The sequence below is a fragment of the Streptomyces tremellae genome (genome assembly GCF_039540215.1).
Taxonomy (GTDB): Bacteria; Actinomycetota; Actinomycetes; order Streptomycetales; family Streptomycetaceae; genus Streptomyces; species Streptomyces tremellae.
Genome location: NZ_BAABEP010000074.1, coordinates 1 through 22,178, shown reverse-complemented (window position 1 = coordinate 22,178; position 22,178 = coordinate 1). Strand labels below are relative to the sequence as shown.

Annotated in this window: 20 protein-coding genes and 2 tRNA genes; 11 read left to right on the top strand and 11 right to left on the bottom strand. The window is 74.1% G+C overall.

All coding sequences use genetic code 11. From position 1 onward, the window contains the following. Nucleotides 1–278 precede the first annotated feature (278 nt). Nucleotides 279–1,088, top strand: coding sequence for a putative protein N(5)-glutamine methyltransferase (locus ABEA77_RS30250; protein WP_345654630.1), 810 nt, complete (start codon nucleotides 279–281; stop codon nucleotides 1,086–1,088). On the opposite strand, the gene ABEA77_RS30245 is transcribed toward ABEA77_RS30250, so the two are convergent. Continuing rightward, nucleotides 1,042–2,007 carry an NADP-dependent oxidoreductase gene (locus ABEA77_RS30245; RefSeq protein WP_345654628.1) on the bottom strand — a complete coding sequence of 322 codons (966 nt, stop codon included), beginning with the start codon at nucleotides 2,005–2,007 and terminating at the stop codon, nucleotides 1,042–1,044. The genes ABEA77_RS30250 and ABEA77_RS30245 overlap by 47 nt on opposite strands. 103 nt (nucleotides 2,008–2,110) lie before the next feature. On the opposite strand from ABEA77_RS30245, the gene ABEA77_RS30240 reads away from it, so the two are divergent. Continuing rightward, the gene (locus ABEA77_RS30240) at nucleotides 2,111–2,734 is read left to right on the top strand and encodes a TetR/AcrR family transcriptional regulator (protein WP_345654625.1); all 624 of its coding nucleotides are present in this window, start codon (nucleotides 2,111–2,113) and stop codon (nucleotides 2,732–2,734) included. 18 nt (nucleotides 2,735–2,752) lie between these two features. Here the strand turns inward: ABEA77_RS30240 and ABEA77_RS30235 are convergent, their stop codons facing one another. Then, on the bottom strand, nucleotides 2,753–3,610 hold the full coding sequence (locus tag ABEA77_RS30235; protein ID WP_345654622.1) for a helix-turn-helix domain-containing protein: 858 nt from the start codon (nucleotides 3,608–3,610) through the stop codon (nucleotides 2,753–2,755). Nucleotides 3,611–3,818: 208 nt separating this feature from the next. Here ABEA77_RS30235 and ABEA77_RS30230 point away from each other — a divergent pair, with 208 nt between their 5' ends. Next, on the top strand, nucleotides 3,819–4,847 hold the full coding sequence (locus ABEA77_RS30230) for an NAD-dependent epimerase/dehydratase family protein (protein ID WP_345654620.1): 1,029 nt from the start codon (nucleotides 3,819–3,821) through the stop codon (nucleotides 4,845–4,847). A gap of 62 nt (nucleotides 4,848–4,909) precedes the next feature. On the opposite strand, the gene ABEA77_RS30225 is transcribed toward ABEA77_RS30230, so the two are convergent. From ABEA77_RS30225 to ABEA77_RS30215, 3 genes are read right to left on the bottom strand one after another with little or no spacing between them, the layout of a single operon-like run. Beyond that, a complete protein-coding gene (locus ABEA77_RS30225) occupies nucleotides 4,910–5,395 on the bottom strand; it encodes a hypothetical protein (RefSeq protein WP_345654617.1) in 486 nt (161 codons plus the stop codon). Nucleotides 5,396–5,423: 28 nt separating this feature from the next. Continuing rightward, complete coding sequence (locus tag ABEA77_RS30220; protein WP_345654614.1) at nucleotides 5,424–6,233, bottom strand: Fpg/Nei family DNA glycosylase; 810 nt, start codon at nucleotides 6,231–6,233, stop codon at nucleotides 5,424–5,426. 14 nt (nucleotides 6,234–6,247) lie between these two features. Beyond that, nucleotides 6,248–6,736 carry a ribose-5-phosphate isomerase gene (locus ABEA77_RS30215; RefSeq protein ID WP_345654611.1) on the bottom strand — a complete coding sequence of 163 codons (489 nt, stop codon included), beginning with the start codon at nucleotides 6,734–6,736 and terminating at the stop codon, nucleotides 6,248–6,250. Between the two features lie 231 nt (nucleotides 6,737–6,967). Between ABEA77_RS30215 and ABEA77_RS30210 the strand changes: the two genes are divergently transcribed. Then, on the top strand, nucleotides 6,968–8,437 hold the full coding sequence (locus ABEA77_RS30210) for an amino acid permease (protein WP_345654608.1): 1,470 nt from the start codon (nucleotides 6,968–6,970) through the stop codon (nucleotides 8,435–8,437). 53 nt (nucleotides 8,438–8,490) lie between these two features. On the opposite strand, the gene ABEA77_RS30205 is transcribed toward ABEA77_RS30210, so the two are convergent. Next, complete coding sequence (locus ABEA77_RS30205; RefSeq protein ID WP_345654605.1) at nucleotides 8,491–9,651, bottom strand: FAD-dependent oxidoreductase; 1,161 nt, start codon at nucleotides 9,649–9,651, stop codon at nucleotides 8,491–8,493. Nucleotides 9,652–9,857: 206 nt separating this feature from the next. Between ABEA77_RS30205 and ABEA77_RS30200 the strand changes: the two genes are divergently transcribed. Further along, entirely contained in the window at nucleotides 9,858–10,490 is a 633-nt protein-coding gene (locus ABEA77_RS30200; RefSeq protein ID WP_345654602.1) for a TetR/AcrR family transcriptional regulator C-terminal domain-containing protein, read from the top strand. Nucleotides 10,491–10,541: 51 nt separating this feature from the next. On the opposite strand, the gene ABEA77_RS30195 is transcribed toward ABEA77_RS30200, so the two are convergent. Both ABEA77_RS30195 and ABEA77_RS30190 read right to left on the bottom strand, forming a co-directional pair. After that, nucleotides 10,542–11,132, bottom strand: coding sequence for a biotin transporter BioY (locus ABEA77_RS30195; RefSeq protein WP_345654599.1), 591 nt, complete (start codon nucleotides 11,130–11,132; stop codon nucleotides 10,542–10,544). A gap of 215 nt (nucleotides 11,133–11,347) precedes the next feature. Beyond that, nucleotides 11,348–11,980, bottom strand: a complete 633-nt coding sequence (locus ABEA77_RS30190; RefSeq protein ID WP_345654596.1) for a mycothiol-dependent nitroreductase Rv2466c family protein — start codon at nucleotides 11,978–11,980, stop codon at nucleotides 11,348–11,350. A gap of 185 nt (nucleotides 11,981–12,165) precedes the next feature. On the opposite strand from ABEA77_RS30190, the gene pepN reads away from it, so the two are divergent. Together pepN and ABEA77_RS30180 are read left to right on the top strand one after the other, a co-directional pair. Beyond that, complete coding sequence (pepN, locus tag ABEA77_RS30185; protein WP_345654593.1) at nucleotides 12,166–14,742, top strand: aminopeptidase N; 2,577 nt, start codon at nucleotides 12,166–12,168, stop codon at nucleotides 14,740–14,742. A gap of 170 nt (nucleotides 14,743–14,912) precedes the next feature. Continuing rightward, nucleotides 14,913–15,959, top strand: a complete 1,047-nt coding sequence (locus ABEA77_RS30180) for a hypothetical protein (protein WP_345654590.1) — start codon at nucleotides 14,913–14,915, stop codon at nucleotides 15,957–15,959. On the opposite strand, the gene ABEA77_RS30175 is transcribed toward ABEA77_RS30180, so the two are convergent. After that, complete coding sequence (locus ABEA77_RS30175; protein ID WP_345654588.1) at nucleotides 15,948–16,394, bottom strand: NUDIX hydrolase; 447 nt, start codon at nucleotides 16,392–16,394, stop codon at nucleotides 15,948–15,950. The genes ABEA77_RS30180 and ABEA77_RS30175 overlap by 12 nt on opposite strands. 209 nt (nucleotides 16,395–16,603) lie before the next feature. Between ABEA77_RS30175 and ABEA77_RS30170 the strand changes: the two genes are divergently transcribed. Then, nucleotides 16,604–17,761 carry a SpoIIE family protein phosphatase gene (locus tag ABEA77_RS30170; protein ID WP_345654585.1) on the top strand — a complete coding sequence of 386 codons (1,158 nt, stop codon included), beginning with the start codon at nucleotides 16,604–16,606 and terminating at the stop codon, nucleotides 17,759–17,761. A gap of 255 nt (nucleotides 17,762–18,016) precedes the next feature. Here ABEA77_RS30170 and ABEA77_RS30165 read toward each other — a convergent pair whose 3' ends face one another. Then, nucleotides 18,017–19,237 (bottom strand): acyltransferase family protein, encoded by a 1,221-nt coding sequence (locus ABEA77_RS30165; RefSeq protein WP_425588419.1) that lies wholly within the window; start codon nucleotides 19,235–19,237, stop codon nucleotides 18,017–18,019. A gap of 510 nt (nucleotides 19,238–19,747) precedes the next feature. On the opposite strand from ABEA77_RS30165, the gene ABEA77_RS30160 reads away from it, so the two are divergent. Continuing rightward, nucleotides 19,748–19,942, top strand: coding sequence for a hypothetical protein (locus ABEA77_RS30160; RefSeq protein WP_225022957.1), 195 nt, complete (start codon nucleotides 19,748–19,750; stop codon nucleotides 19,940–19,942). Nucleotides 19,943–20,098: 156 nt separating this feature from the next. Here ABEA77_RS30160 and ABEA77_RS30155 read toward each other — a convergent pair. Next, nucleotides 20,099–20,169 (bottom strand) — tRNA-Gly (locus ABEA77_RS30155). Nucleotides 20,170–20,339: 170 nt separating this feature from the next. On the opposite strand from ABEA77_RS30155, the gene ABEA77_RS30150 reads away from it, so the two are divergent. Together ABEA77_RS30150 and tig are read left to right on the top strand one after the other, a co-directional pair. Next, nucleotides 20,340–20,413: transfer RNA gene (locus tag ABEA77_RS30150), tRNA-Pro, on the top strand. A gap of 208 nt (nucleotides 20,414–20,621) precedes the next feature. Further along, nucleotides 20,622–22,055 (top strand): trigger factor, encoded by a 1,434-nt coding sequence (gene tig, locus ABEA77_RS30145; RefSeq protein WP_345654575.1) that lies wholly within the window; start codon nucleotides 20,622–20,624, stop codon nucleotides 22,053–22,055. Nucleotides 22,056–22,178: the final 123 nt, after the last annotated feature.

The window sequence follows — 22,178 nt, the reverse complement described above, 5'->3', positions numbered from 1 at the left end:
GGGCCCCGACGCCCCTCCCGCCCTCCCACACCCCCGGATCGGGGGAATCCGCCGCTCCCGGGGGCCCCGGGAGCCCCGGCAGCACCAGGGGCGCCGCCCGGGGAGTCCGACGGCGCGCGGGGGCGGTCTGCCGGCCTGGCGGCCGTGGTACGTTCGGCGACCGCGCGCCCGGGGGCGGGTCCGGCCGGCGTCGGTGCCCCGGACCCGGCCGGGGCGGCAGCCCGCGGCCTGGGGTACGGCGCGCGCCGTACCCCCTTCAGGAAGGTCCGCCACGCGCCATGTCACTCGTCGCCGAGCTCCGCGCCGCGGGCTGCGTCTTCGCCGAGGAGGAGGCCGCGCTCATCCTGTCCACCGCCGCGGGGCCGGAGGAGGCCGGCCGGATGGCCGCGCGCCGTGCCGCGGGCGAGCCGCTCGAACACGTGCTCGGCTGGGCCGGCTTCCTCGGCATGCGGATCGCCGTGGGCCCCGGCGTCTTCGTCCCCCGCCGCCGCACCGAGTTCCTCGCGGGCCACGCCCTGCGGCTGCTGCCGCCCGGCGGCACCGCCGTGGACCTGTGCTGCGGCTCGGGCGCGCTCGGCGCCGCCCTCGCGGGCGCGGGCGCCGCGGAGGTGCACGCGGCCGACCTCGACCCCGCCGCGGTCGCCTGTGCCCGCCGCAACCTCGAACCCCTCGGCGCCGCCGTCCACCAGGGCGACCTCTTCGCGGCGCTGCCGCGGCGGCTGCGGGGCAGGGTCGACGTGCTCGTCGCCAACGTCCCCTACGTACCGACGGGCGAGGTGCCGCTGCTGCCGGCCGAGGCCCGTGAGCACGAGCCGCTGCTCTCCCTCGACGGCGGCGGCGACGGGCTCGACGTGCTGCGCCGGGTCGCGGCCGAGGCGCCGCAGTGGCTCGCGCCGGGCGGCGTGCTGCTGAGCGAGGCCGGCGGGCGCCAGGCGCCCGCGGCGCTCGCCGCGTTCACCGCGGCCGGGCTCGAAGCGCGCACCGCCGAGGACGACGGCCTCGGCGCGACGGCCGTGCTCGGCACCTGGCCCCGCCCGCCCGTCACCCCGCCGCCGGGCCCCCGCGGGAGAGCGCGGCGAGATCGATGACGGTCTTCCCCAGTCGGGGCCCCGTACCGGCCGCCGCGTGCGCCTCCGCCGCCCGGTCGGCCGGGTGAACCCCCTGGACGGGTACGCGGAACAGCCCCCTCTCCGCGAGACCTGCGGCGACGGCGAGCCCATGGCACCCGTCGGGCTCGCCGCAGAACCGGCCGCGGGAGAGGCGCACCCCGCGGCTCGGGCCTGTCGCGTCCGCCAGGGTGACCACCGACTCGGCGCCGCCGGTGAGGCGGACGAGTTCGTCGAGCGCCCCGGCCCCTGCCACGTCGAGCGCTCGGTCGACGCGCGAGATGCCCAGTGCGCGGACGCGCCCGGCCAGGCCGGGCCCGTAGGGCAGTGGGACCGCGCCGAGCGCGGAGAGGAACCCTTCGCTGCCGGGGCGGCCGGTCGCGACGACGCGGGCCCCGCGAGCCGCGGCCAACTGCACGGCGATGCTGCCGACGCCACCCGTCGCGCCGTCGATCAGCAGGGTCGTCGCCTTCCCTTCGCGCACTCCGAGCAGGTCGAGCGCGCGGGTGGCCGTCTCCACACCCGTCGCTGCGGCGCCCGCCTCCTCCCACGACAGGGCGGCCGGCTTCGCCTCCCAGAACGCCAGGACGGCGAACTGCGCGCACGCCCCGCCGAGCCGGGACACGTCGACGGCGCCGAACACCTCGTCCCCGGCGGCGCAGCCCGCCACGCCCTCGCCGACCTCGTCGATCACGCCGGCCGCGTCCACTCCGGGGACGTGGGGCAGCGCGAGGCTGTCGCGTGAGGGCGACGCACCCGCCCGCAGGGCGAGGTCGACGGGCGACACCCCGCTGGTGCGCACCGCGACACGGACCTCCCCGCGGCCCGCGTGCGGCTCGGGCGAACAACCGATGGCGAGGACACCGGGGGGACCGAAACGCTCGTACCGCACTGCCCGCATGGCCACCTCTCCGGCCCGGAGTCTCCGGGCCCCGCTCTACGGTGGCCGTGGACGCGCGGCAGGTGCCCCGTCCCTGGCCGAAGTGAGAACCGCGGAGAACGAAGTGACTCGGAAACCACGCGCGGACGCGGAGTTCAACCGCCGCCGCATCCTCGCCACCGCGCGCGCCGCTTTCGCGGGCGAGGGGCTCGACGTGCCGATGCGCGAGATCGCCCGCCGCGCCGGCCTGGGCACCGCCACGGTCCACCGGCACTTCCCGGCACGCACCGACCTCGTCGCGGCGGCGCTCGCCGAGCTCGTCGCGGAGTGCCGTGCGGACATGCGGGCGCTCTTGGCCGAGCCCGATCCCTGGCGGGCGCTCGGCGGCGCCGTGCGCCGTTTCGCGGAGCACCGGGTACACGACCGCGGGCTGGACGAGGCCCTGTTCGGCTCCCACCCGGCGGCCGCCGCCTTCGCCGCCGACCGCCGCGCGCAGGAAGGCGCGATGCGGCAGCTCGTGGACCGCGCACGCGAGGCCGGCGCGGTGCGCCAGGACGTCACGGTGGAGGACGTACGGGTGTGCCTCGGCGCGGTCGCCTCGTTCCGGCCCGCGCGCTCGGGCGCGGCCCTCGGGCGGCTCGTCGAGCTCCTCCTGATCGGGCTTGCGGCGGACGACGGCACCGAGCGCGGGACCCGCGCGCGCTCTCTCCACGCGCCCGAGCAGTCCGGCGCGGGAGAACAGCGGTAGGCCGGGCCGGTTCGGGCCTCAGGCGCTGTCCGGCCGGGTGGCGGCTCGGGACCTCGCGGGCTCGAGGGAGGCCGAGGCGAGCAGGGCGAGCTTGTCGGCGCTCTCGGAGCCGGGCTCCGGGTGGTAGATGACGAGCATGATCCCGTCGGTCCCGTTGACCAGCAGTTTCTCGCGGTCCAGGGTGACCGGCCCGAGCTGGGGGTGGGCGAAGGTCAGGGTGGCGCTCGTGCGCCGGTTCCCCGCGTCGTGGCGGGCCCACAGCGTGCGGAAGCGCGCACTGGCCACCGAGAGTTCGCCGACCAGCCCGATCACCCGGGGGTCGTCCGCGTCGGTGCCGACCGAGTTGCGGAAGCTTGCGACCAGGCCGGCCGTGGTCCGCTCCCACCCGGGGAACATCGCCGCCTCCGCCTCGTCGAGGAAGACGTCCCTGAGCCGGTTGCGGCCCGGTGTCAGGCGTGGGGAGAAGGCGGTGGCCAGCGGGTTGGCGGCCAGCACGTCGAGGTAGCGGCCCTCGACGAACGCCGGCAGACCGAGGGACCGCACGAGCCTGGCCGTGCTGGGCGGCACGGTCTCGTGCTGCGGGCGCCGGCTCCTGCGCCGTGGCCTGCCGCCGACGAGGCCGAGCAGGTAGGTGGTGTCGTCGAGCCGCAGGACCCGGGCGATGGACTCGAGGACCTGGACCGAGGGATTGCGGTCCCGGCCCTGTTCGAGGCGCAGGTAGTACTCGGCGCTGATGCCCGAGAGCATCGCCACCTCCTCCCGGCGCAGCCCCGGGACGCGGCGCGGGCCGAGGACCGGGATCCCGGCCTGCTCCGGGGTGACGAGCTCGCGGCGGGCACGGAGGTACTCGCCCAGCAGGTTCGGCTCCTTGTCCATGCCCTCAAGCGTAGGCAGCGGTCCGGGCGCCGTGCCTGTCCCCGGGACTACCAGTGTCGGGAGGGCACTGGCCCGCCCTCCCCCGCGCCCCCAGGCTGGACGCTGCCGGGCGGGGGAGGATCGGCCCCGCACGGCGGCGGGCCGCGGACCCGCGTCCGGGGCACGGGCCGTACGCGGCCGGAAGACACCGAGGGAAGGAAGACGGGAAGTGGCTCAGCAAGACGTTCTGGTGACCGGGGGCTCCGGCTTCATCGGCGGGCACGTCGTCCTCGACGCGCTCGCCCGGGGCCTCAGGGTGCGCACCACCGTGCGCTCGCTCGCACGCGAGGAGGCCGTCCGCGCGTCCCTGCGCAGGGCCGGCATGACGGCCGACGACCGGCTCGAATTCGTCGCCGCCGACCTGACGGGCGACGACGGGTGGGCCGAGGCGCTCGACGGCGTCCGCCATGTCATCCACGTGGCCTCGCCGGTGATGCCGGGGCACGTCGAGAACGAGGACGAGATCATCGTCCCCGCCCGCGAAGGCACCCTGCGCGTGCTTCGGGCGGCCCGTGCGGCGGGCGCGGCACGCGTGGTCCTCACCTCCGCCTTCCACGCGGTCGCCTGGGGGCACCCGCACGACGGCCGCGTCTTCACCGAGGCGGACTGGACCGTGCTCGACGGTCCTGGCACCGACGCCTACGGGCGCAGCAAGACGCTCGCCGAGCGCGCGGCGTGGGACTTCGCCGCCGACGGCGGCCCCGAGCTGACCACGCTGCTCCCCGTCGCCGTCATCGGGCCCGCGCTGAGCGGCGAGCCGTCCGGGGCCAACCGGATCGTCGAACGGCTCCTCACCGGTGCCGTGCCAGGACTGCTCGACCTCTACGTCCCCGTGGTCGACGTGCGTGACGTCGCCGCGGCGCACGTCGACGCCACGACCGCGCCCGCGGCCGCCGGGCGGCGCATCCTCCTGGGGAGCGATCCCGCCCTGCCGATGGCCGAGATCGCCGCCACGCTGCGGGCCGGGCTCGGCCGGGCCGCAGCCCGGGTCCCGACCGAGACCGTACCCGACGACGCCGTGCGCGCCGGCGCCGCCACCAACCCCGCGCTGCGCGCCGCCGCGCAGGATCTCGGCTACGCCCGCCGCTTCTCCACCAACGCGGCGCGCGAGATCCTCGGCTGGGCACCGCGCCCCAGCAGGGACGCCGTGGCAGCCGCAGGCCAGAGCATGGTCGAAGGGGGAATCATCCCGTCCTGACCTGCCCGTACGCCCCACTGCCCCGTGCGGATCCTGGCCGGAGCGGGGCGCGGCGCCGCGTGTCAGCCCGCCGCGCTCCCCGCGTCGGCCTGCCCTGCCATGAGCGCGTGTTCCCAGGCGGCGCGCCCGGACCCCTCGGCGGGCAGCTTCTTGACGGCGGAGTAGCGCGCGTGGCCCGCGGTCACCCGCAGCTCCTGCACCGGCAGGAGGAAGTAGGCGCGCTTCAGCCGGATCGCGGCCGAGGCCTCGCCCGGGTCCCGGCCGGAGCCGGGCGCGAAGACCGCCGTCAGCACCGCGCCGACCCGGCCGACCGCCACGTCCTCCAGGATCCAGTCGTCCAGCACGACCCGCACCTTCCGCGCCGTGGCCGACCTGCCCATCACCGCGACGTACACGTCCGAGCCGGCCAGCCGCCCCGACCAGTCGGCGAACCAGTGCCCGCGGCCCGCCGGCCGCTGGTGGAGCGCCGCGCGGCCCGCGCCGAGCGCCCGCAGCGCCGCCTGCGCCTCGCCGAGCACGGGGAGCTTGTCCGTACCACCGCCTGCCATGGTCCCGACGATCTCACAGGCGCCGCGGTCACCGCGCCTGGCAGGTCGGGCACCAGAACAGGTTCCTTGCCGCGAGCGGCGCGGTGCGCACGGGCGTGCCGCACACCAGGCACGGCTGGTTCGCCCGCCGGTACACGTACACCTCACCCCCGTGGCCGTCCACGCGCGGCGCCCGGCCCATCGCCTCGGGCTCGTGCTCGGGGCGCACCGTGTCGATGCGGTTGGCGCGGACGCCCTCCCGCATCAGGGCCACCAGGTCGGCCCAGACGGCGTCCCACTCCGCGCGGGTCAGGCCGCTGCCCGCGCGGTACGGGTCGATGCCGTGCCGGAACAGCACCTCGGCGCGGTAGACGTTGCCCACGCCCGCCACGACCTTCTGGTCCATCAGCAGCGCCGCGACGGTCCTACGGGACCTGGAGATCCGGGGCCAGGCGTCGTCGGCCGACGCGGCGGGCCGCAGCGGGTCCGCGCCGAGCCGCTCGTGCACCGCCCGCTTCTCCGCGGCGGTGATCAGCGCGCAGGTCGTCGGCCCCCGCAGGTCCATGTACGCGGCCTCGCCCAGCAGCCGCAGCCGCACCGTGTCCGTGGGCGGCGGCGCGGGCGGCGCGCCGAAGGCGACCTTGCCGAAGAGGCCCAGGTGGACGTGGATCCAGCCGACGCCGCCGAAGCCGAGGAAGAGGTGCTTGCCGTGGGCGTCGGCCTCGTCGAGCACCCGCCCGTCGAGGAGCGCCGCGCCGTCGGAGAACTTGCCCTGCGGGCTGCTCACCCGGACCGCCCGGCCGCCGAAGCGCTCCGTGTGGTCCAGGGCGAGGCGGTGGATCGTGTGGCCTTCAGGCACGTGCGGACCCGCGCTCAGCCCTGCTGGGGGTGGTGTGCGGGGATCGGGGGCAGCTCGCCCGTCTTCTCGTACTCCGTGAGCATGTCGATGCGGCGGGTGTGCCGCGCCTCGCCGGAGTACGGCGTCGCGAGGAAGACCTCGACGAACGAGGTGGCCTCGTCGCGGCTGTGCATCCGCGCGCCCACCGACACCACGTTCGCGTTGTTGTGCTCTCGTCCGAGGCGCGCGGTCTCCTCGCTCCACGCCAGCGCGGCCCGCACGCCCCTGACCTTGTTCGCGGCGATCTGCTCGCCGTTGCCCGAGCCGCCGATCACGATGCCGAGGCTGTCCGGGTCGGCCGCCGTGCGCTCCGCGGCCCGCAGGCAGAACGGCGGGTAGTCGTCCTGGGCGTCGAGGATGTGCGGTCCGCAGTCGACGGGTTCGTGGCCGTGCGAGGTGAGCCACTGGACGAGATGGTTCTTGAGTTCGTAGCCCGCGTGGTCGGAGCCGAGGTAGACGCGCATGCCCCGAGTGTGGCACGGGAACCGCCGGGTAAGGGCAGGGGGCTCGCGTTCTGTTGATCCGGACCCGACAATGCGGGGCAGGCCGCGTCCGGAGTCCCGGGAAGCGTGCGCCACGGTGGTCACACCCTCGCGCACCCTGCCCGTGCCCGGCTGCCGGCCGTCATGACACCGACCGTCCGACACATCGACGACGTCCCCACGTCGTGGAACCAACCGAGGGATGCACACCACATGACTCGTCCCCCCACCCTGACGGCGGAAGGCGGAGACCCCGCCGCGCCGCCCCCGTCCACCCCGCCCGTCGAGGACGAGGGCGGCCTGCGCCCCGGGCTCAGGAACCGCCACCTCTCGATGATCGCGATCGGCGGTGTGATCGGCGCGGGCCTCTTCGTGGGCTCCGGGTCCGGCATCGCCGCCGCGGGCCCGGCCATCCTCGTCTCGTACGCCCTCGTCGGCCTGCTCGTCGTCCTCGTGATGCGGATGCTCGGCGAGATGTCGGCGGCCGACCCGCGCTCCGGGTCGTTCTCCGCCTACGCCGACCGGGCGCTCGGCCGCTGGGCCGGGTTCTCCATCGGCTGGCTCTACTGGTTCTTCTGGGTCGTCGTGCTCGCCGTCGAGGCGACCGCGGGCGCCACCATCCTGGGCGGCTGGGTGCCGGCCGTCCCGCAGTGGGCCTGGGCGCTGATCGTGATGTTCGTGCTCACCGGCTCGAACCTCGCGTCGGTCGCCTCCTACGGCGAGTTCGAGTTCTGGTTCGCGGGCATCAAGGTCGTCGCGATCGGCGCGTTCATCGTCATCGGGCTGCTGGCCGCTTTCGGCGTGCTGCCCGGCTCCGACCACCCGGGCTCCGGCTTCTCGCACCTCACCGACGCGGGCGGGTTCCTGCCGAAGGGGCCAGGCGCGATCCTCACCGGGGTGCTGCTCGTGGTGTTCTCGTTCATGGGCAGCGAGATCGTCACCCTCGCGGCCGGCGAGTCCGCCGATCCGCGCCGCGCCGTCTCCAAGGCCACCAACAGCGTGATCTGGCGCATCTGCGTGTTCTACCTGGGCTCGATCCTCGTGGTGCTCGCGCTGGTGCCGTGGAAGGACCCCGCCGTCACCAAGGAGGGCAGCTATGTCGCCGCACTCGACACGATAGGCATCCCGCACGTGGGCACCGTGATGGACGTGATCGTGCTGACGGCGGTGCTGTCCTGTCTCAACTCCGGCCTGTACACGGCCTCGCGGATGGCTTTCTCGCTGGGGCGGCGCGGTGACGCGCCCCGCGCCTTCCACCGCACCAGCCGCCGCGGCGTGCCGCACGTGGCGATCCTGTCGTCGGTGGCGTTCGGCTTCCTCGCGGTGTGGTTCAACTACCAGTGGCCCGACACCGTCTTCCAGTTCCTGCTGAACTCCTCTGGCGCGGTCGCCCTGTTCGTATGGCTGGTGATCTGCCTGACGCAGCTGCGCATGCGCCCGATCATCCTGCGCGAGGCGCCGGAGAAGCTGGTCGTGCGGATGTGGCTGTTCCCGTACCTGACCTGGCTGACGGCGGCGGTCATCGTCTTCGTCGTCGGCTACATGCTCACCGACGACTCCGCGCGCGACGAGATGCTGCTCTCGCTGCTGGTCGCCGCGATCGTGGTGGCGGTCGCCCTGGTGCGCCGCGCGGTGGGCCGCGAGACCCCGGCGGAGGCGCCCGCGCCGGACGCCGGGCCGTAGCCCGTACGGGCCCGCGGGGTGGCCGGCGAACACCGGGCGCCCCGCGGGTCCCGTCAGGCGAGCGCCGACAGATAGGCCACCGCGCTGGCCGGTGCCTCGGGGGCCATGCACGCGGCGAGGCCGCGCTCCGACGCCTCGATGCCGCGTGAGCCGCGGGGCACGGCGTCCCGCTCGTACCGCTCCACCGCCTCCCGTACGGACGCCTGGCGCGCCACCGCGAGGCCCAGCTCGGCGCCGTCCAGCATGGCGAGGTTGGCGCCCATGCCCGCGAAGGGCGTCATCAGGTGCGCGGCGTCGCCGACGAGGGTGATGCCGGGGTGGGCCTGCCAGGTGCGGCCGGGCGGCAGCGTGTACAGCGGGCGGTGGACGAAGGAGTCGCCGCACAGGTCGAGCAGCGCGAGCAGGTCGGGCGACCAGCCGGCGAAGCGCTCACGCAGCGCGGCCCTCGCCGTACCGGGGCGGTCGAGCGCGCCGCGGGTGTACAGCTCGGCGTCCTCCGGCTCGCGCAGGGTGAAGTAGACGCGCACCACGCCGTGCGTGTTGCGCTGCGCCATGATGCCGAGGCCGTCCTCGAAGGCGTAGAGGCTGCCGTCGCCGACCAGCGCGGCGACCGCGGGCGCCCGGGTGTCCTGGCCCTCGACACGCGCCTCCACCAGGTGCACCCCGGAGAAGGCGGGCGGCGCGCCGCCCAGGTGCGCCCGGGTCTTCGACCACGCCCCGTCCGCGCCCACGACCAGGTCGAACACCCCGTCGTCCGCGGGTGCCTCCGAGGCGCCCTGGGCGAACACCGGCCTGCCGCGGCCGCCGGGGGCCGCCGCGATGCCGGTGAGCGCCCGCCCCCAGCGGACCGTCCCCGCGGCCAGCGAGTCGAGCAGCAGCGACCTGAGGTCGCCGCGGTCGATCTCGGGCCGCGCGGCCACGCCGGGCGTGGGCTCGTGGTGCACGAGCACCCGCCCGTCCGCGCCGGACACCCGCACCTCCTCGCCCTCGGGGCGTGAGAGCGCCCGGAAGCCCTCGGTCAGGCCCGCCGTGGCCAGCGCCGCCTGCCCGGTCCCCGGGTGCAGGTCGAGCGTCCCGCCCGGGGGACGCGCGGAGGGTGAGGCGTCCCGCTCGAAGACCGTGACGTCCACCCCGTGCGTCTGGAGCACCCTGGCCAGCGTCAGGCCCCCTGGCCCGCCGCCCACGACGGCGACGCGCGGTGATGACTCAGCCATGGCGGCGCCTCCCGTCCGCGGCGGGGGCGGCCCCCGGCGGGTTCCCTGTGTCGAGCCGTGTCCCGGGCATGTTGGGGTCCCTTCGTCAGCGAAGAACTTGAACACCGTTCTAGTAGAACAGTGTTCAAGTTAGGTGTGCCTAAGTATTACTGTCAAGGCGGGAACCCCCGGAAGAGAAAGACCCGGAAGAGAAAGACGGAGACACCATGCGGCTGAGGCGGTCCGACGTGCTCGACGGAGCCATGCGACTCCTTGAGGAGGAGGGGCTCGCGGGCCTCACGATGCGCCGGCTCGCCTCCGCGCTCGACGTCCGGCCCTCGGCGCTCTACTGGCATTTCGCGGACAAGCGCACCCTGCTCGACGCCATGGCGGAGGAAGTCGTCTCCGGGGTGCCCGAGCCGGACGCGTCCCTGCCGTGGGACGAGCGCGCCACGGCCCTCGCCCGGGGCCTGCGCGACGCCCTGCGCTCCCACCGCGACGGCGCGCGGCTGCACGCGGGCACCTTCGTCGACGGCGCCCACACCCTGCGCGTGGGCAACGGCCTGCTCGCCGCCTTCACCGACGCGGGCCTGCCGCGCCCGCGCGCCATGAGCACGGCCTTCGCCACCCTGCACTTCGTCCTCGGCCACACCATCGAGGAGCAGGCCCGCGACGAACTGCGCGCCGCGGGCCGCTGGAACCCGGAGCGCGCGGTGGAGGCCGCCGGCGCCTTCCCCGGACTGGCCGAGGCCCTCGCCGACTTCGAGGCCACCCCGCCCGACACGCGGTTCGGCGAGGGCCTCGGCGCGATCCTCGACGGGGTCCGCCTGCGCGCGACGGGCGGCGCCGGGCACGCCTGAGGCCCCGCCCCCGGGTGGGGGAGCGGGGCCTCGCCGGGGTCCGGTGGCGGGTCAGCCGCGGCGGCCCGCCAGCTTCCAGGCGCCGGGCAGGGCGCCCATCGCGAGAGCCGCCTTGAGCGCGTCCCCGACGAGGAACGGCACGAGGCCCGCCGCGATCGCCGCGCCCACCGACATCCCGGCCGACAGGGCGAGGTACGGCACGCCGATCGCGTACACGACCGCGGAGCCGACCGCCATCGTGCCCGCGGTGCGCAGCACCGAGCGGTCGCCGCCGCGCCGCGCCAGCGCGCCGACGACGGCGGACGCCGCGAGCATGCCCAGCACATAGCCGAACGAGGCGCCGCCGGGACCCGACGTGCCGCCGGAGAACCACGGCAGGCCCGCCATGCCGAGCACCGTGTACAGCGCGAGCGAGAGGAACCCGCGGCGCGCCCCGAGCGCGGTGCCGACGAGCAGCGCGGCGAAGGTCTGCCCGGTCACCGGCACCGGGGAGCCCGGGACGGGCACGGACAGCTGCGCGGCGAGCCCGGTGAGCACGGCGCCCCCGGCGACGAGCGCGATGTCACGGCTGCGGCTTGCGGGAATCAGGTCGGCGAGTACGCCGGCGCGGGAGGCGGCCGCTGTGGGCGCGACGGTGCTCATGGGGGCTCCGCGGAGTGAGATCGGACAACTGGTCGAATTCGCTTCGACGGTAACCCACGCGCCCCGGCGACCCGTTCGTCGGAGCCCCACAAAGCCCGCCCCGCCCCCTTGTCGGCAGCCGCCCCGCCCCGGCGCACCCCGTCCCTCCCGGCGCCGCCCGACCGGGCCCCGGCCCAGAGATCCCCGGCCGGGCGGCCCCGGGCGCCCGCGGCGCGTCAGTCGAAGATCGGGCCCTGCGTGCGCGTCCGCTTGATCTCGTAGAAGCCCTTGACGGACGCCACCATCAGCGTGCCGTCCCACAGCTTCAGCGCCTCCTCGCCCTTGGGGGCGGGCGTCACGACCGGGCCGAAGAACGCGATCTGGCCGCCGTCGGCGCCCGGCACCGCGATGACCGGCGTGCCGACCTCCTGGCCGACCTTGTCGATCCCCTCCTTGTGGGAGGCGCGCAGCTCCGTGTCGTACGCGTCCGAGTCGGCGTACTCGATCAGCTCGGCGGGCAGCCCCGCGTCCGCGAGCGCGCCCGCGACGGCCTCGCGGGTGGGGCCCTCGCCCTTGTTGTGGAATCGGGTCCCGAGCGCGGTGTAGAGCGGCCCCACGACCTCGTCGCCGTGCTTCTGCTGCGCCGCGACGACCACCCGCACCGGCGCCCACGCCGTGGTCTCCATCAGCTCCCTGTACTCCTCGGGCATCTCGTCGATCCGCGGCTCGTTGAGCACCGCCAGGCTCATCACGTGCCACCGGATGTCCAGATCGCGGGCCTTCTCGACCTCCAGCACCCAGCGGGAGGTCATCCACGCCCACGGGCACAGCGGGTCGAACCAGAAGTCGACCGGCGTCTTCTCCGACATGTCTCTCCTCGAAAAGCTCCATACGGGCACACCCCGACGAAGCGGGAACGCACCCGGCCGTCTCCGCCATTCCCGCACCGGCCGCCGGGCCGCCCGCGGCGACCGCATGCCGGTCACCCGGCACCGACATGCGAGGATCTGGCTGTTTCCGCGATGTCCGCGCGCCGTGAAGGAGCTGCTGCCCCGTGCCTGGAGAGAACCTGTCCCGCGACGAGGCCCGTGAGCGGGGAGAACTGCTCTCCGTCACCGGCTACGAGGTCGCCCTCGACCTGAGGTCCGCCGTCGGAGAGGGGCCGGCCGAGGGCCCGCGCACGTTCCGCTCCGTCACCACGCTCCGCTTCGCCTGCGCGCGGCCGGGCGCCGCCACGTTCGCCGACCTGATCGCGCCGTCCGTGACGGCCGTGACGCTCAACGGACGCTCCCTCGACCCGGCCGCCGTCTTCGACGGCGCGCGCATCGCCCTCGACGGCCTCGCCGCACAGAACACACTCGTCGTGGACGCGCAGTGCGCGTACAGCAGGACGGGCGAGGGCATGCACCGCTTCGTCGACCCGGAGGACGGCGAGGTCTACCTCTACACGCAGTACGAGCCCGCCGACGCCCGCCGCGTCTGCACCACCTTCGAGCAGCCCGACCTCAAGGCGCCCTACCGCTTCGAGGTGCGGGCGCCCGAGGGCTGGCAGGTGTGGAACAACGGCGCGGGCGCCAGGGGCGCCGACGGAGTGTGGCGCTTCGCCGAGACCAAGCCGATCTCCTCGTACATCACGGCCGTGGTCGCGGGCCCGTACCACTACGTCACCGACACCTACAGGCGCACCCTCGCGGACGGCTCCGAGCTGGAGATCCCGCTCGGCGCGATGTGCCGCAAGGGCCTCGCCAAGCACTTCGACGCCGACGACATCTTCCTCGTCACCAAGCAGGGCCTCGACTTCTTCCACGAGCACTTCGACTACCCGTACCCCTTCGGCAAGTACGACCAGGCGTTCGTGCCCGAGTACAACCTCGGCGCCATGGAGAACCCGGGCCTCGTCACCTTCCGCGAGGAGTACGTCTACCGCGGCAAGGTCACCCAGGCGTCCTACGAGCGCCGGGCCAACGTCATCCTGCACGAGATGGCCCATATGTGGTTCGGCGACCTCGTCACCATGCGCTGGTGGGACGACCTGTGGCTGAAGGAGTCCTTCGCCGACTTCATGGGCGCCTTCTCCATGGTGGAGGCCACCCGCTTCACCAACGGCTGGATCACCTTCGCCAACAACCGCAAGGCGTGGGCCTACCGCGCCGACCAGTTGCCCTCCACCCATCCGATCACCGCCGACATCCGGGACCTGGAGGACGCCAAGCTCAACTTCGACGGCATCACCTACGCCAAGGGCGCCTCCGTGCTCAAGCAGCTGGTGGCGTACGTGGGCCGCGACGCGTTCCTCGAAGGCGCCAGGCGCTACTTCAAGCGGCACGCCTACGGCAACACCGAACTCGGCGACCTGCTCGCCGTCCTGGAGGAGACCTCGGGCCGCGACATGGCGGGCTGGGCCCGCTCGTGGCTCCAGACCGCCGGCGTCAACTCCCTGACGCCGCAGGTGCTCTACGACGCCGAGGGCCGCGTCCAGGAACTCGCGGTCGTCCAGGACGCGCCCGAGGCACACCCCGAACTGCGCCCGCACCGCGTGGCCGTGGGTCTCTACCGGCGCTCCAGGGACGGCGGGCTGACCGCCTACGCGCACACCGAGGCCGACGTGTCGGGACCCCGCACCGTCGTCGACGCGCTCGCCGGGGCCGAGCGCCCCGACCTGGTGCTCGTCAACGACCAGGACCTCACCTACTGCAAGACCCGGCTCGACGCGGCCTCGCTCGACACGCTCCGCGCCCACCTCGGCTCCGTGACCGACCCGATGGCACGGGCGCTGTGCTGGTCCGCGCTGTGGAACATGACCCGTGACGCGCTGCTGCCCGCCCGCGACTTCATCGCGCTCGTGCTCGCCCACGCGGGCCGGGAGAGCGACATCGGCGTGCTCCAGATGCTCCACTCCTGGGCCGAGTCCGCGCTCGTCCACTACGCGGCGCCCGCCTGGCGCACCGAGGGCGGCCGGCTGCTCGCCCAGGGCGCGCTGCGCGAGCTGCGCGCCGCCGAGCCCGGCAGCCAGCACCAGCTCACCTGGGCCCGCTTCTTCGCGAGGACCGCCGCGTCCGACGAGGAACTGGCGCTGTGCCGGGCCCTGCTCGACGGCACGGAGAAGGTGCGGGGCCTCGACGTCGACCAGGAGCTGCGCTGGGCCTTCCTCGGCCCGCTCGCCGCCCACGGCCGGGCCGACGAGGCCGCCGTCGAGGCCGAACTCGCCCGCGACGCCACCGCGTCGGGCGAGCGCCACAAGGTCCGCTGCCTCGCCTCCCGGCCCTCCGCCGAGGTCAAGGCCGCCGCCTGGGAGGCCCTCGTCGAGTCGGACACCCTCTCCAACGCGCTGGTGGAGGCGACGATCGCCGGGTTCGCGCAGCCCGGCCAGCGCGAGCTGATCGCCCCCTACGCCGAGAAGTACTTCGCCGTCATCGAACGGGTCTGGGCCGAGCGGTCCATCCAGATCGGCATGCTCGTCGTGCGCGGCCTCTTCCCCGACCTGCGGGACGACCCGGAGACGCTGGCCGCCGCCCAGGACTGGCTTGCCGGGCACGAGAAGGCCGCGCCCGCGCTGCGCCGCCTCGTCGCCGAGGCCGCGGACGACCTCGCCCGCGCCCTGCGCGCCCAGGAGTGCGACGCCGCCGCCTGAGCGCGAGCGCGCCCCGCCGTCCGGCGGGGCGCGCCAACTTCCTTGACCCGAACGGGTGATGGCTACCTCGGCATTCGAACGCCCGTACTTTAGGACGGGCTTGTCCGGTTTGCGCAACGCCCTTGTAACAGGGGTTACCGAGACGGACGGGACGGGGGAGAACCGGTTGCATGAACAACAACAGCGCCCCCCTCACCCCCGCACGCACCGCCGCACCCGCCCACGGCGGGATCGCGGACACACCTGTGCCCCGCCTGCTCACGGCGGCCCAGCTGCGGGAGCGCGGCATCCCCGCCTCCACCGTGTCCGCGCACTGCCGCCCCGGCGGCCCCTGGCAGCAACTGCTGCCCGGCGTCTACCTGTTGCACCGGGGCGCGGCCACACAGGACGATCTGCTCAGGGCCGCGCTGCTGTACGCGGGACGCGCCGTGCCCGCCCAGCGGGGCCGGGGGAGCGACCGGCCTCCCGCGCTGCTCACGGGGCTCGCGGCGCTCGCCGTCCACGGCTTCGACTCCGTGCCCCCGCTGCCCTCGCAGGAGGCGTTCGACGTCCTCGTGCCGCGCACCAGGCGGCTGCGCTCCACCGGCTTCGTCCGGCTGCTGCGCGCCGCCGCGCTGCCTGAGCCCGAGCGCATCGCGGGGCTCGCCGTCGCGCCCGTCGCCCGCGCCCTCGCGGACGCCGTCGCCGGGCTGCCGGGCACCGGCGTTGTACGCCGCGTGCTGACCGAGGCGGTACGCGACGGGCACTGCGAACCCGGCGTGATCGTCGCCGAGTTGGCGCGTGCCCGGCTGCTCGCGCTGCCCCATGTCGTCGGCGCGGTCGACGCGCTGCTCGCCGAGGGCAGGGCACGCGCCGAGGAGCGGCTCTACGCGCTGGTGCGCGGGCACGGCCTGCCCGAGCCGGTGTGGAACGTCGACCTCAGGCTGCCAGGGGGACCGCACCTCGGCGGCGTGGACGCCTACTGGCCCGAGCAGGGCCTCGCCGTCGAACTCGACACCCGGGCACCGCGGTTCTGCGGCAGTTTCGAGGACGACGCGGGCTTCGAGGCGGGCGCGGCCAAGCGTGAGCACCTGGAGCGGCTCGGCATCACCGTCGTCCACCTCACCCCGCGCGGACTGCGCGAGGCGCCGGAGCAGCAGGCCGTGGTCGTGCGCACCGCGCTGATGGCGGCCGAGGACCGCGAGCCCGCCGCGTACGTCGTCGTGCTACCGCGGTGACCCCTGCCCCAGATGCCCGGCCGGCGGCCGCTCCCGCCACAGCCGCAGCCCCGCGTCGACGAGTTCGACGTGCGGCAGCCCCGGGAGCGCGTCCAGCGGATGCCAGGCCGCCAGGTCCGTGGACCCGTCCGGCTCGGCCCGCAGCTCGCCCCCCGTCACCTCGCCCTCGTACAGCACGCGCACGCTGTGCAGGCCGTCGCGCACCAGGGAGTCCACGCCGAGCAGCGCCGTCATGCGCGCCCGGTGCCCGGTCTCCTCCCCGACCTCGCGCACGACCGCGTCGAACGGGTCCTCGCCCGGGTCGACCCCGCCGCCCGGCAGCGTCCAGAGCCCCGCGGCCGACCGGTCCCGCAGGTGCGGCACGAGCCGCGAGAGCAGTATCCGGCCGTCGCTCACCAGGACGGCATAGGCGGCCAGGCGGAGTCGGGTGCGCATCGCCGCAGCGTACCCGCGCGCCACCGCCGCCCGCCCGCCCATTTCCCGCCCCGACCGCACCCGCCCGGCCGGACCTGGACCCGCGCGTACCGGCCAGGACGGCCGCAGTACCGGCCAGTGACGGCCGCCGTCTGCCGCGGCGCCCCGATATCGAACACAATGGGCCCCCTCTGCACGGCGGGCGTACAGATCGATAGGGTCCAACCACCATGGCCGGTGTTGCGGGAGCGGAATCGCAGGCGGCCCGGATCCGCAGGAGACTGCACCGGGTCCGCATGGCCCTGCGCCGATCCGGCGTCGACTACTTCCGCGGCGACGGCTCCGACTGGATCGCCATGGCCGGGCTGCTGCTGCTCGTCCCCGCGATCACCGTCACCACCCTGGCGATCCCCCTGTGGTGCGCGCCGACCGCGCTGGCCGTGCCGATCGTCGCCGGCGGGCTGCTGCTGCGGCCCGCGAGCCTCCTCGGCCTGTACGCGGCGTCCGCCGCCGCCCTGATCATCGAGGCGATCGTGCTCGGCCCGTACAACGAGGGCCCCGGGCGCGTCACCCCCGGCGCGGTCCTCGTGGTCGCCGCCTGCGGCCTCTTCGGGCTGCTGCTCGCCCAGTTCAGGGCGCGCGTCGGAGTGCCGTGGCGGCGCGGCGGGACCATGCTGTTCGACCTGCGCGAGCGGATCCGCGTACAGAGCGCGCTGCCCAGCCTTCCCAAGGGCTGGTACCGCGAGTGGTCGCTGCGCCCCGCGGGCGGCCAGTCCTTCTCAGGCGACTTCGTCGTCGCAGCCCGCACCCACGGCGGCAGGACGCTGGAGGTCGTCCTCACCGACGTGTCGGGCAAGGGCATGGACGCGGGCTCGCGGGCGCTGCTGCTGTCCGGCGCGTTCGGCGGCCTGCTCGGCTCCCTGCCGCCGCACGGCTTCCTCCCCGCCGCCAACGCCTACCTGCTGCGGCAGAACTGGGACGAGGGCTTCGCCACCTCCATCCACCTCGTGCTCGACCTCGACTCCGGCGACTACGAACTCCTCTCCGCAGGCCACCTCCCCGCTCTCCAACTGCACGCGGGCACCGGGCTGTGGGAGGAGAAGTCCGGCGAGGGCCCGCTCCTCGGGGTGTACGACGGCGCCCAGTTCGACCCGGTGAAGGGCGCCCTGCGCCCCGGCGACGTGCTGATGCTGTTCACCGACGGCCTGGTCGAGGCGCCGGGCCGCGACCTCGGCGAGGGCATCGACCGCCTCACCGGCGCGGCCGACCGCTACGTCAAGGCGGGCTTCGAGGGCGCGGCCTGGCACCTCATCGAGGCCGTCGCCAAGGATGTCAACGACGACCGGGCGCTCCTCCTGGTCACCCGCGACGCCGACGCCCCCGCCTGACTGACGCCCGACCGGCCGCGGGACACCCGCTCCGGCGGCCCCGCACGTACACCCGGTCCGCACCGGACCGCCCGGCCGCCCCGCCCGCACCCGGACCGCCGGGCGCCCGGCCCCTTCGCGCACACCCGCCCGCAGCGGCCCGCCGTACGTCCCTGTGCGCCGGGTCCGCGACGGCGTACGGCCGGCGCGGCCTCAACCCGCCGCACCGGCCGTACACCCGCCCCTCGCCCGGCCGCCCCGCGGCCGGGCCCGCGGTCACTTCGAGCCGCGGAACGCCCACGCCATCTCGGGCTCGGTGGCCCAGCGGAAGGCCCGCCGCACCGGTGGCGTGCACAGCGCCGTCACCACGACGGCGGCCGTCACCGACACCACGGCCTCGCCCGCGGGCGCGCTCAGCCACGGGTGGTCGTCGAAGACCCCGGCGAACCCGGCGGTCTTGATCACGAAGCCGTGCAGCAGATAGCCGCAGATCGTGCCCGCGCCCAGCACGGTGAACCACATGGAGCGGCCGGGCACCCAGGCGAGGAAGCACGCGGTCATCAGCAGCGAGCAGCAGAACAGGCCCAGTTCCATCAGCGGTCCCGTCCACCACGCGTGGTCGAGCTGCTGCGCGCTGGCGTTGTGGAACAGCCAGCCGGACGCGAAGCTCGGCGCGATCCAGTACGAGAAGGCCAGCGCGAACAGGAACATCGGCACCGAGAGCAGCCGCACCTCGCGCCGCCGCACCAGCTGGAAGTGCTCGGGCTTCAGACACAGTCCTAGCACGAAGTACGGCAGGAACTGGAGCACCCGCTGGAGGTCGAGGTCGTTGCCGATCGACGGGCAGAAGGACGCGAGCGCGGCCACGACGAGGGCGACCGGCAGCGGGTGCCGGATCGCCTGCCACAGTGGCGTGGTCAGCCGCCAGACGAACAGCGCGATCAGGAACCAGGTGAGGAACCACGGGTCCTGGAGGCTGATGCTCAGCTCGTGCGGCTTCTCGCCGACCCACTTCAGCAGCGAGTACGCGGTCTCGAAGACGATGTACGGCACGGCGACGCCGGTCACCAGCCGCCTCATCTGGTGCGGCTTGGCCGCGAAGCTGCGGGAGAAGTAACCGGAGATCACGATGAACGCCGGCATGTGGAAGGTGTAGACGACCATGTACAGCGCCTTGGTGGCGCGGCTGCCGTCCATGATCGGTTCCCAGGAGTGGGCCACCGCGACCAGGACGATCGCCAGGTACTTCGCGTTGTCGAAGAACGCCTCGCGCTTCTTCGGCGCGACCGCCTGCCCGGCGCCGGAAACCGCCCCGGGGGAGCGGGGGATGGCGGACGTCACATGTCCCGCTGCCGTTCGCGGCGGGGACCCGCCGGTGTCGCCCTGCGGCGTGTCGGCCACCGCGGTCGATGCGTTCGCGACGGCCGGAGGGCCGGATTCCTGTTGCCCGTCGCGCGGCCGGGCGGTCTTCTCATATCCCTGTGACGCCTGAACCATTTGACGCACCCTAGACCTGCCCAAAGGATTTCGTAAAACCGCCCCGACGCGTGGCCCGCTGGAACGCGAAACCGACAACAACCGTGCACTATGCCCTGATTAATCCATCTTCAAGCGGGCATTTCGCCTCGCCCTGCCGACCCTTGTCGCGGTCCTCCCATTGCCCGCGACTGCCCAGGAGCGGGTGGCGCACACCTGCTGTGCATTGCCTGTGCGGGTCCTGAAACGATCGCGGGAGATCGTTTTCCGTATTCTCAGGATTCTCAGAAAACCTCAGGTCCCCCCCCCGACTCCCCTGCCCGTGAGGGGGTGTTCGCGCGGCGCGCCGTGGAGGATCGTTGCAGTTGCGACGGTTTGCGGAGACTGAGGGATGGCGCGTTCTCGCCGTCGATGATTCGTCACGCGGCAGCGCGCACCCAGGGGTTGATGGCACGATGGTGACCAGCGGGGTGCGAGACGGAGCGCGGTCCCGCGGCCGGCTAGGCGGACCGACCGAGGGTGTGATCAGTTATGGCCGTTTCAGTGTCCGTGGCGGTGGTGTTGGCGATCATCCTGGTGTTGATGATCCGCAGTAAGTCCATCAAGGGCGGACCCGCCATCGTGGCGATCCTCTTCGGCTTCTTCCTGGCCTCGACGGACATCGCGCCGTCGGTGAACAGGTTCATGAACTCCATAGGGGACACGATCAGCCAGATCCACTTCTGAGACCGGTCCCCTCCGTGCCCGGCCCGGCCAGGCCGTCCTGGCGGCGCCGGGCCCGGCCCGCGACCCGATACAACGAACGACGGCCCGGCGGGCGCTGCTCGCCCGCCGGGCCGTCGCCCGTACCTGCCGTGCGTGGGGTGCCGCCGTGGGCACCGGAGCGGGCGACGGGAATCGAACCCGCGTAGCTAGTTTGGAAGACTAGGGCTCTACCATTGAGCTACGCCCGCGCGAGCCCGGCCCGCCCCGCGAGGGGCCGTCCGAGCGCGTACGCAGAGCATCGTAGCGGTTCCCCGGTGTCTCCCGCACGCCGGTTCCCCGCGCACCGGCGTGCGCGGCCCCGGCCGCGGACGAGGTCCGACGCGGCGCCCCCGGGCATGTACCCTACGTGTCGCACCGACGGGGTGTGGCGCAGCTTGGTAGCGCGTCCGCTTTGGGAGCGGAAGGTCGTCGGTTCGAATCCGGCCACCCCGACAAGTCGCCATTCCCGTGCGCACCCGGGATCGCATTGTGGGGCGCTTCCTGCTTGCGGTTACTATGCAAGCTGCGTGCCCGCGTGTCTGACGTGTCTCCGAGGACCCCAGGAGCCGGGCCGATCAGCAGGCCGCCGCAGACGATCCCGTCCGATCTCGCCGGCGCGCGGCCGGCACATCCAGGAATCAGCCACCAAGGAGACCGAACCGTGAAGAGCGCCGTGGAGACCCTGAACCCGACCCGGGTTCGGCTCACTGTCGAGGTGCCCTTCGAGGAGCTCAAGGACAGCCTCGACGCGGCGTACAAGAAGATCAACGAGCAGGTCACGGTGAAGGGCTTCCGCAAGGGCAAGATCCCGGCCCGCGTCATCGACCAGCGTTTCGGCCGCGGTGCTGTGCTGGAGGAGGCCGTCAACGACGCCCTCCCGAAGTTCTACACCGAGGCAGTCAACGAGGGTGAGCTGAACGTCCTCGGCCAGCCCGAGGTCGACATCAAGGAGCTGAAGGACGGCGAGCTGCTCTCCTTCACCGCCGAGGTCGACATCCGCCCCGAGATCACGATCCCGGACTACTCCGGCATCGAGGTCACCGTCGACGCGGCCGAGGTCGGCGAGGAGGACATCGACAAGTCCGTCGAGCAGCTCCGCGAGCGCTTCGCCTCCACCACCGCGGTCGAGCGCGCCGCCGCCGAGGGCGACGTCGTGACGGTCGACCTGGAGGCGAAGATCGACGGCGAGGTCCTGGAGGACGGCGTCGCGAGCGGCATCGACTACGTGATCGGCTCGGGCGACCTGATCGACGGCATCGACGACGCCGTCACCGGCCTTGAGGCCGGCGGCGAGGCCACCTTCACCTCCGTGCTCAAGGGCGGCTCCGCCGAGGGCAAGGAGGCCGAGGTCACCGTCAAGGTCACCGAGGTCAAGGCCCGCGAGCTGCCTGACCTCGACGACGACTTCGCCCAGATGGCAAGCGAGTTCGACACCCTGGAGGAGCTGCGCGCCGACAGCCGCAAGCGCCTGGAGTCGATGAAGCGGTACGACCAGGCGACGCAGGCGCAGGAGCGTGTCCTGGACGAGCTGCTGAAGCTGGTCGAGGTGCCGATCCCGGAGAAGCTCCTCGCGGACGAGGTCGAGACCCGCAAGCACAACCTGGAGCACCACCAGCTCCCGCAGATGGGCATCGACATCGCGCAGTACCTCCAGATCCAGGGCAAGACCCAGGAGGAGTTCGACGCCGAGACCTCCGAGCAGGCGGTCAAGGGCATCAAGACCCAGTTCATCCTGGACGAGCTGGTCAACAAGGAGAAGCTGAACGTGAACCAGGAGGAGCTCACCGAGCACCTCATGCGCCGCGCCCAGTCCTCCGGCATGAGCCCCGACCAGTTCGCACAGGCGGTCGTCGAGGGCGGCCAGGTGCCGATGCTCGTCGGCGAGGTCGCCCGCGGCAAGGCGCTCGCGGTGGTCGTCGAGGCGGCGAAGGTCGTCGACACCAACGGCGAGACGGTCGACCTGGACGACGACGAGGAGGAGTCCGCCGAGTCCGGTGACGCCGCCGACACCGTCGAGGCCGCCACGGAGACCGTCGAGGCGGCCGAGGGCGCCGAGGCCCCCGCCGAGGGCGAGGGCGACAAGCCGACCGCCTGATCGCGGACCGCGCACCGACGGCGGGCCCCGGACGCACACCGCGCCCGGGGCCCGCCGCGCTCTCCACCCGGGGCCCCGGCCCCCGCCCGTCCCGGGGCGTCCGCGCCCCCGCGCGCACGCCCC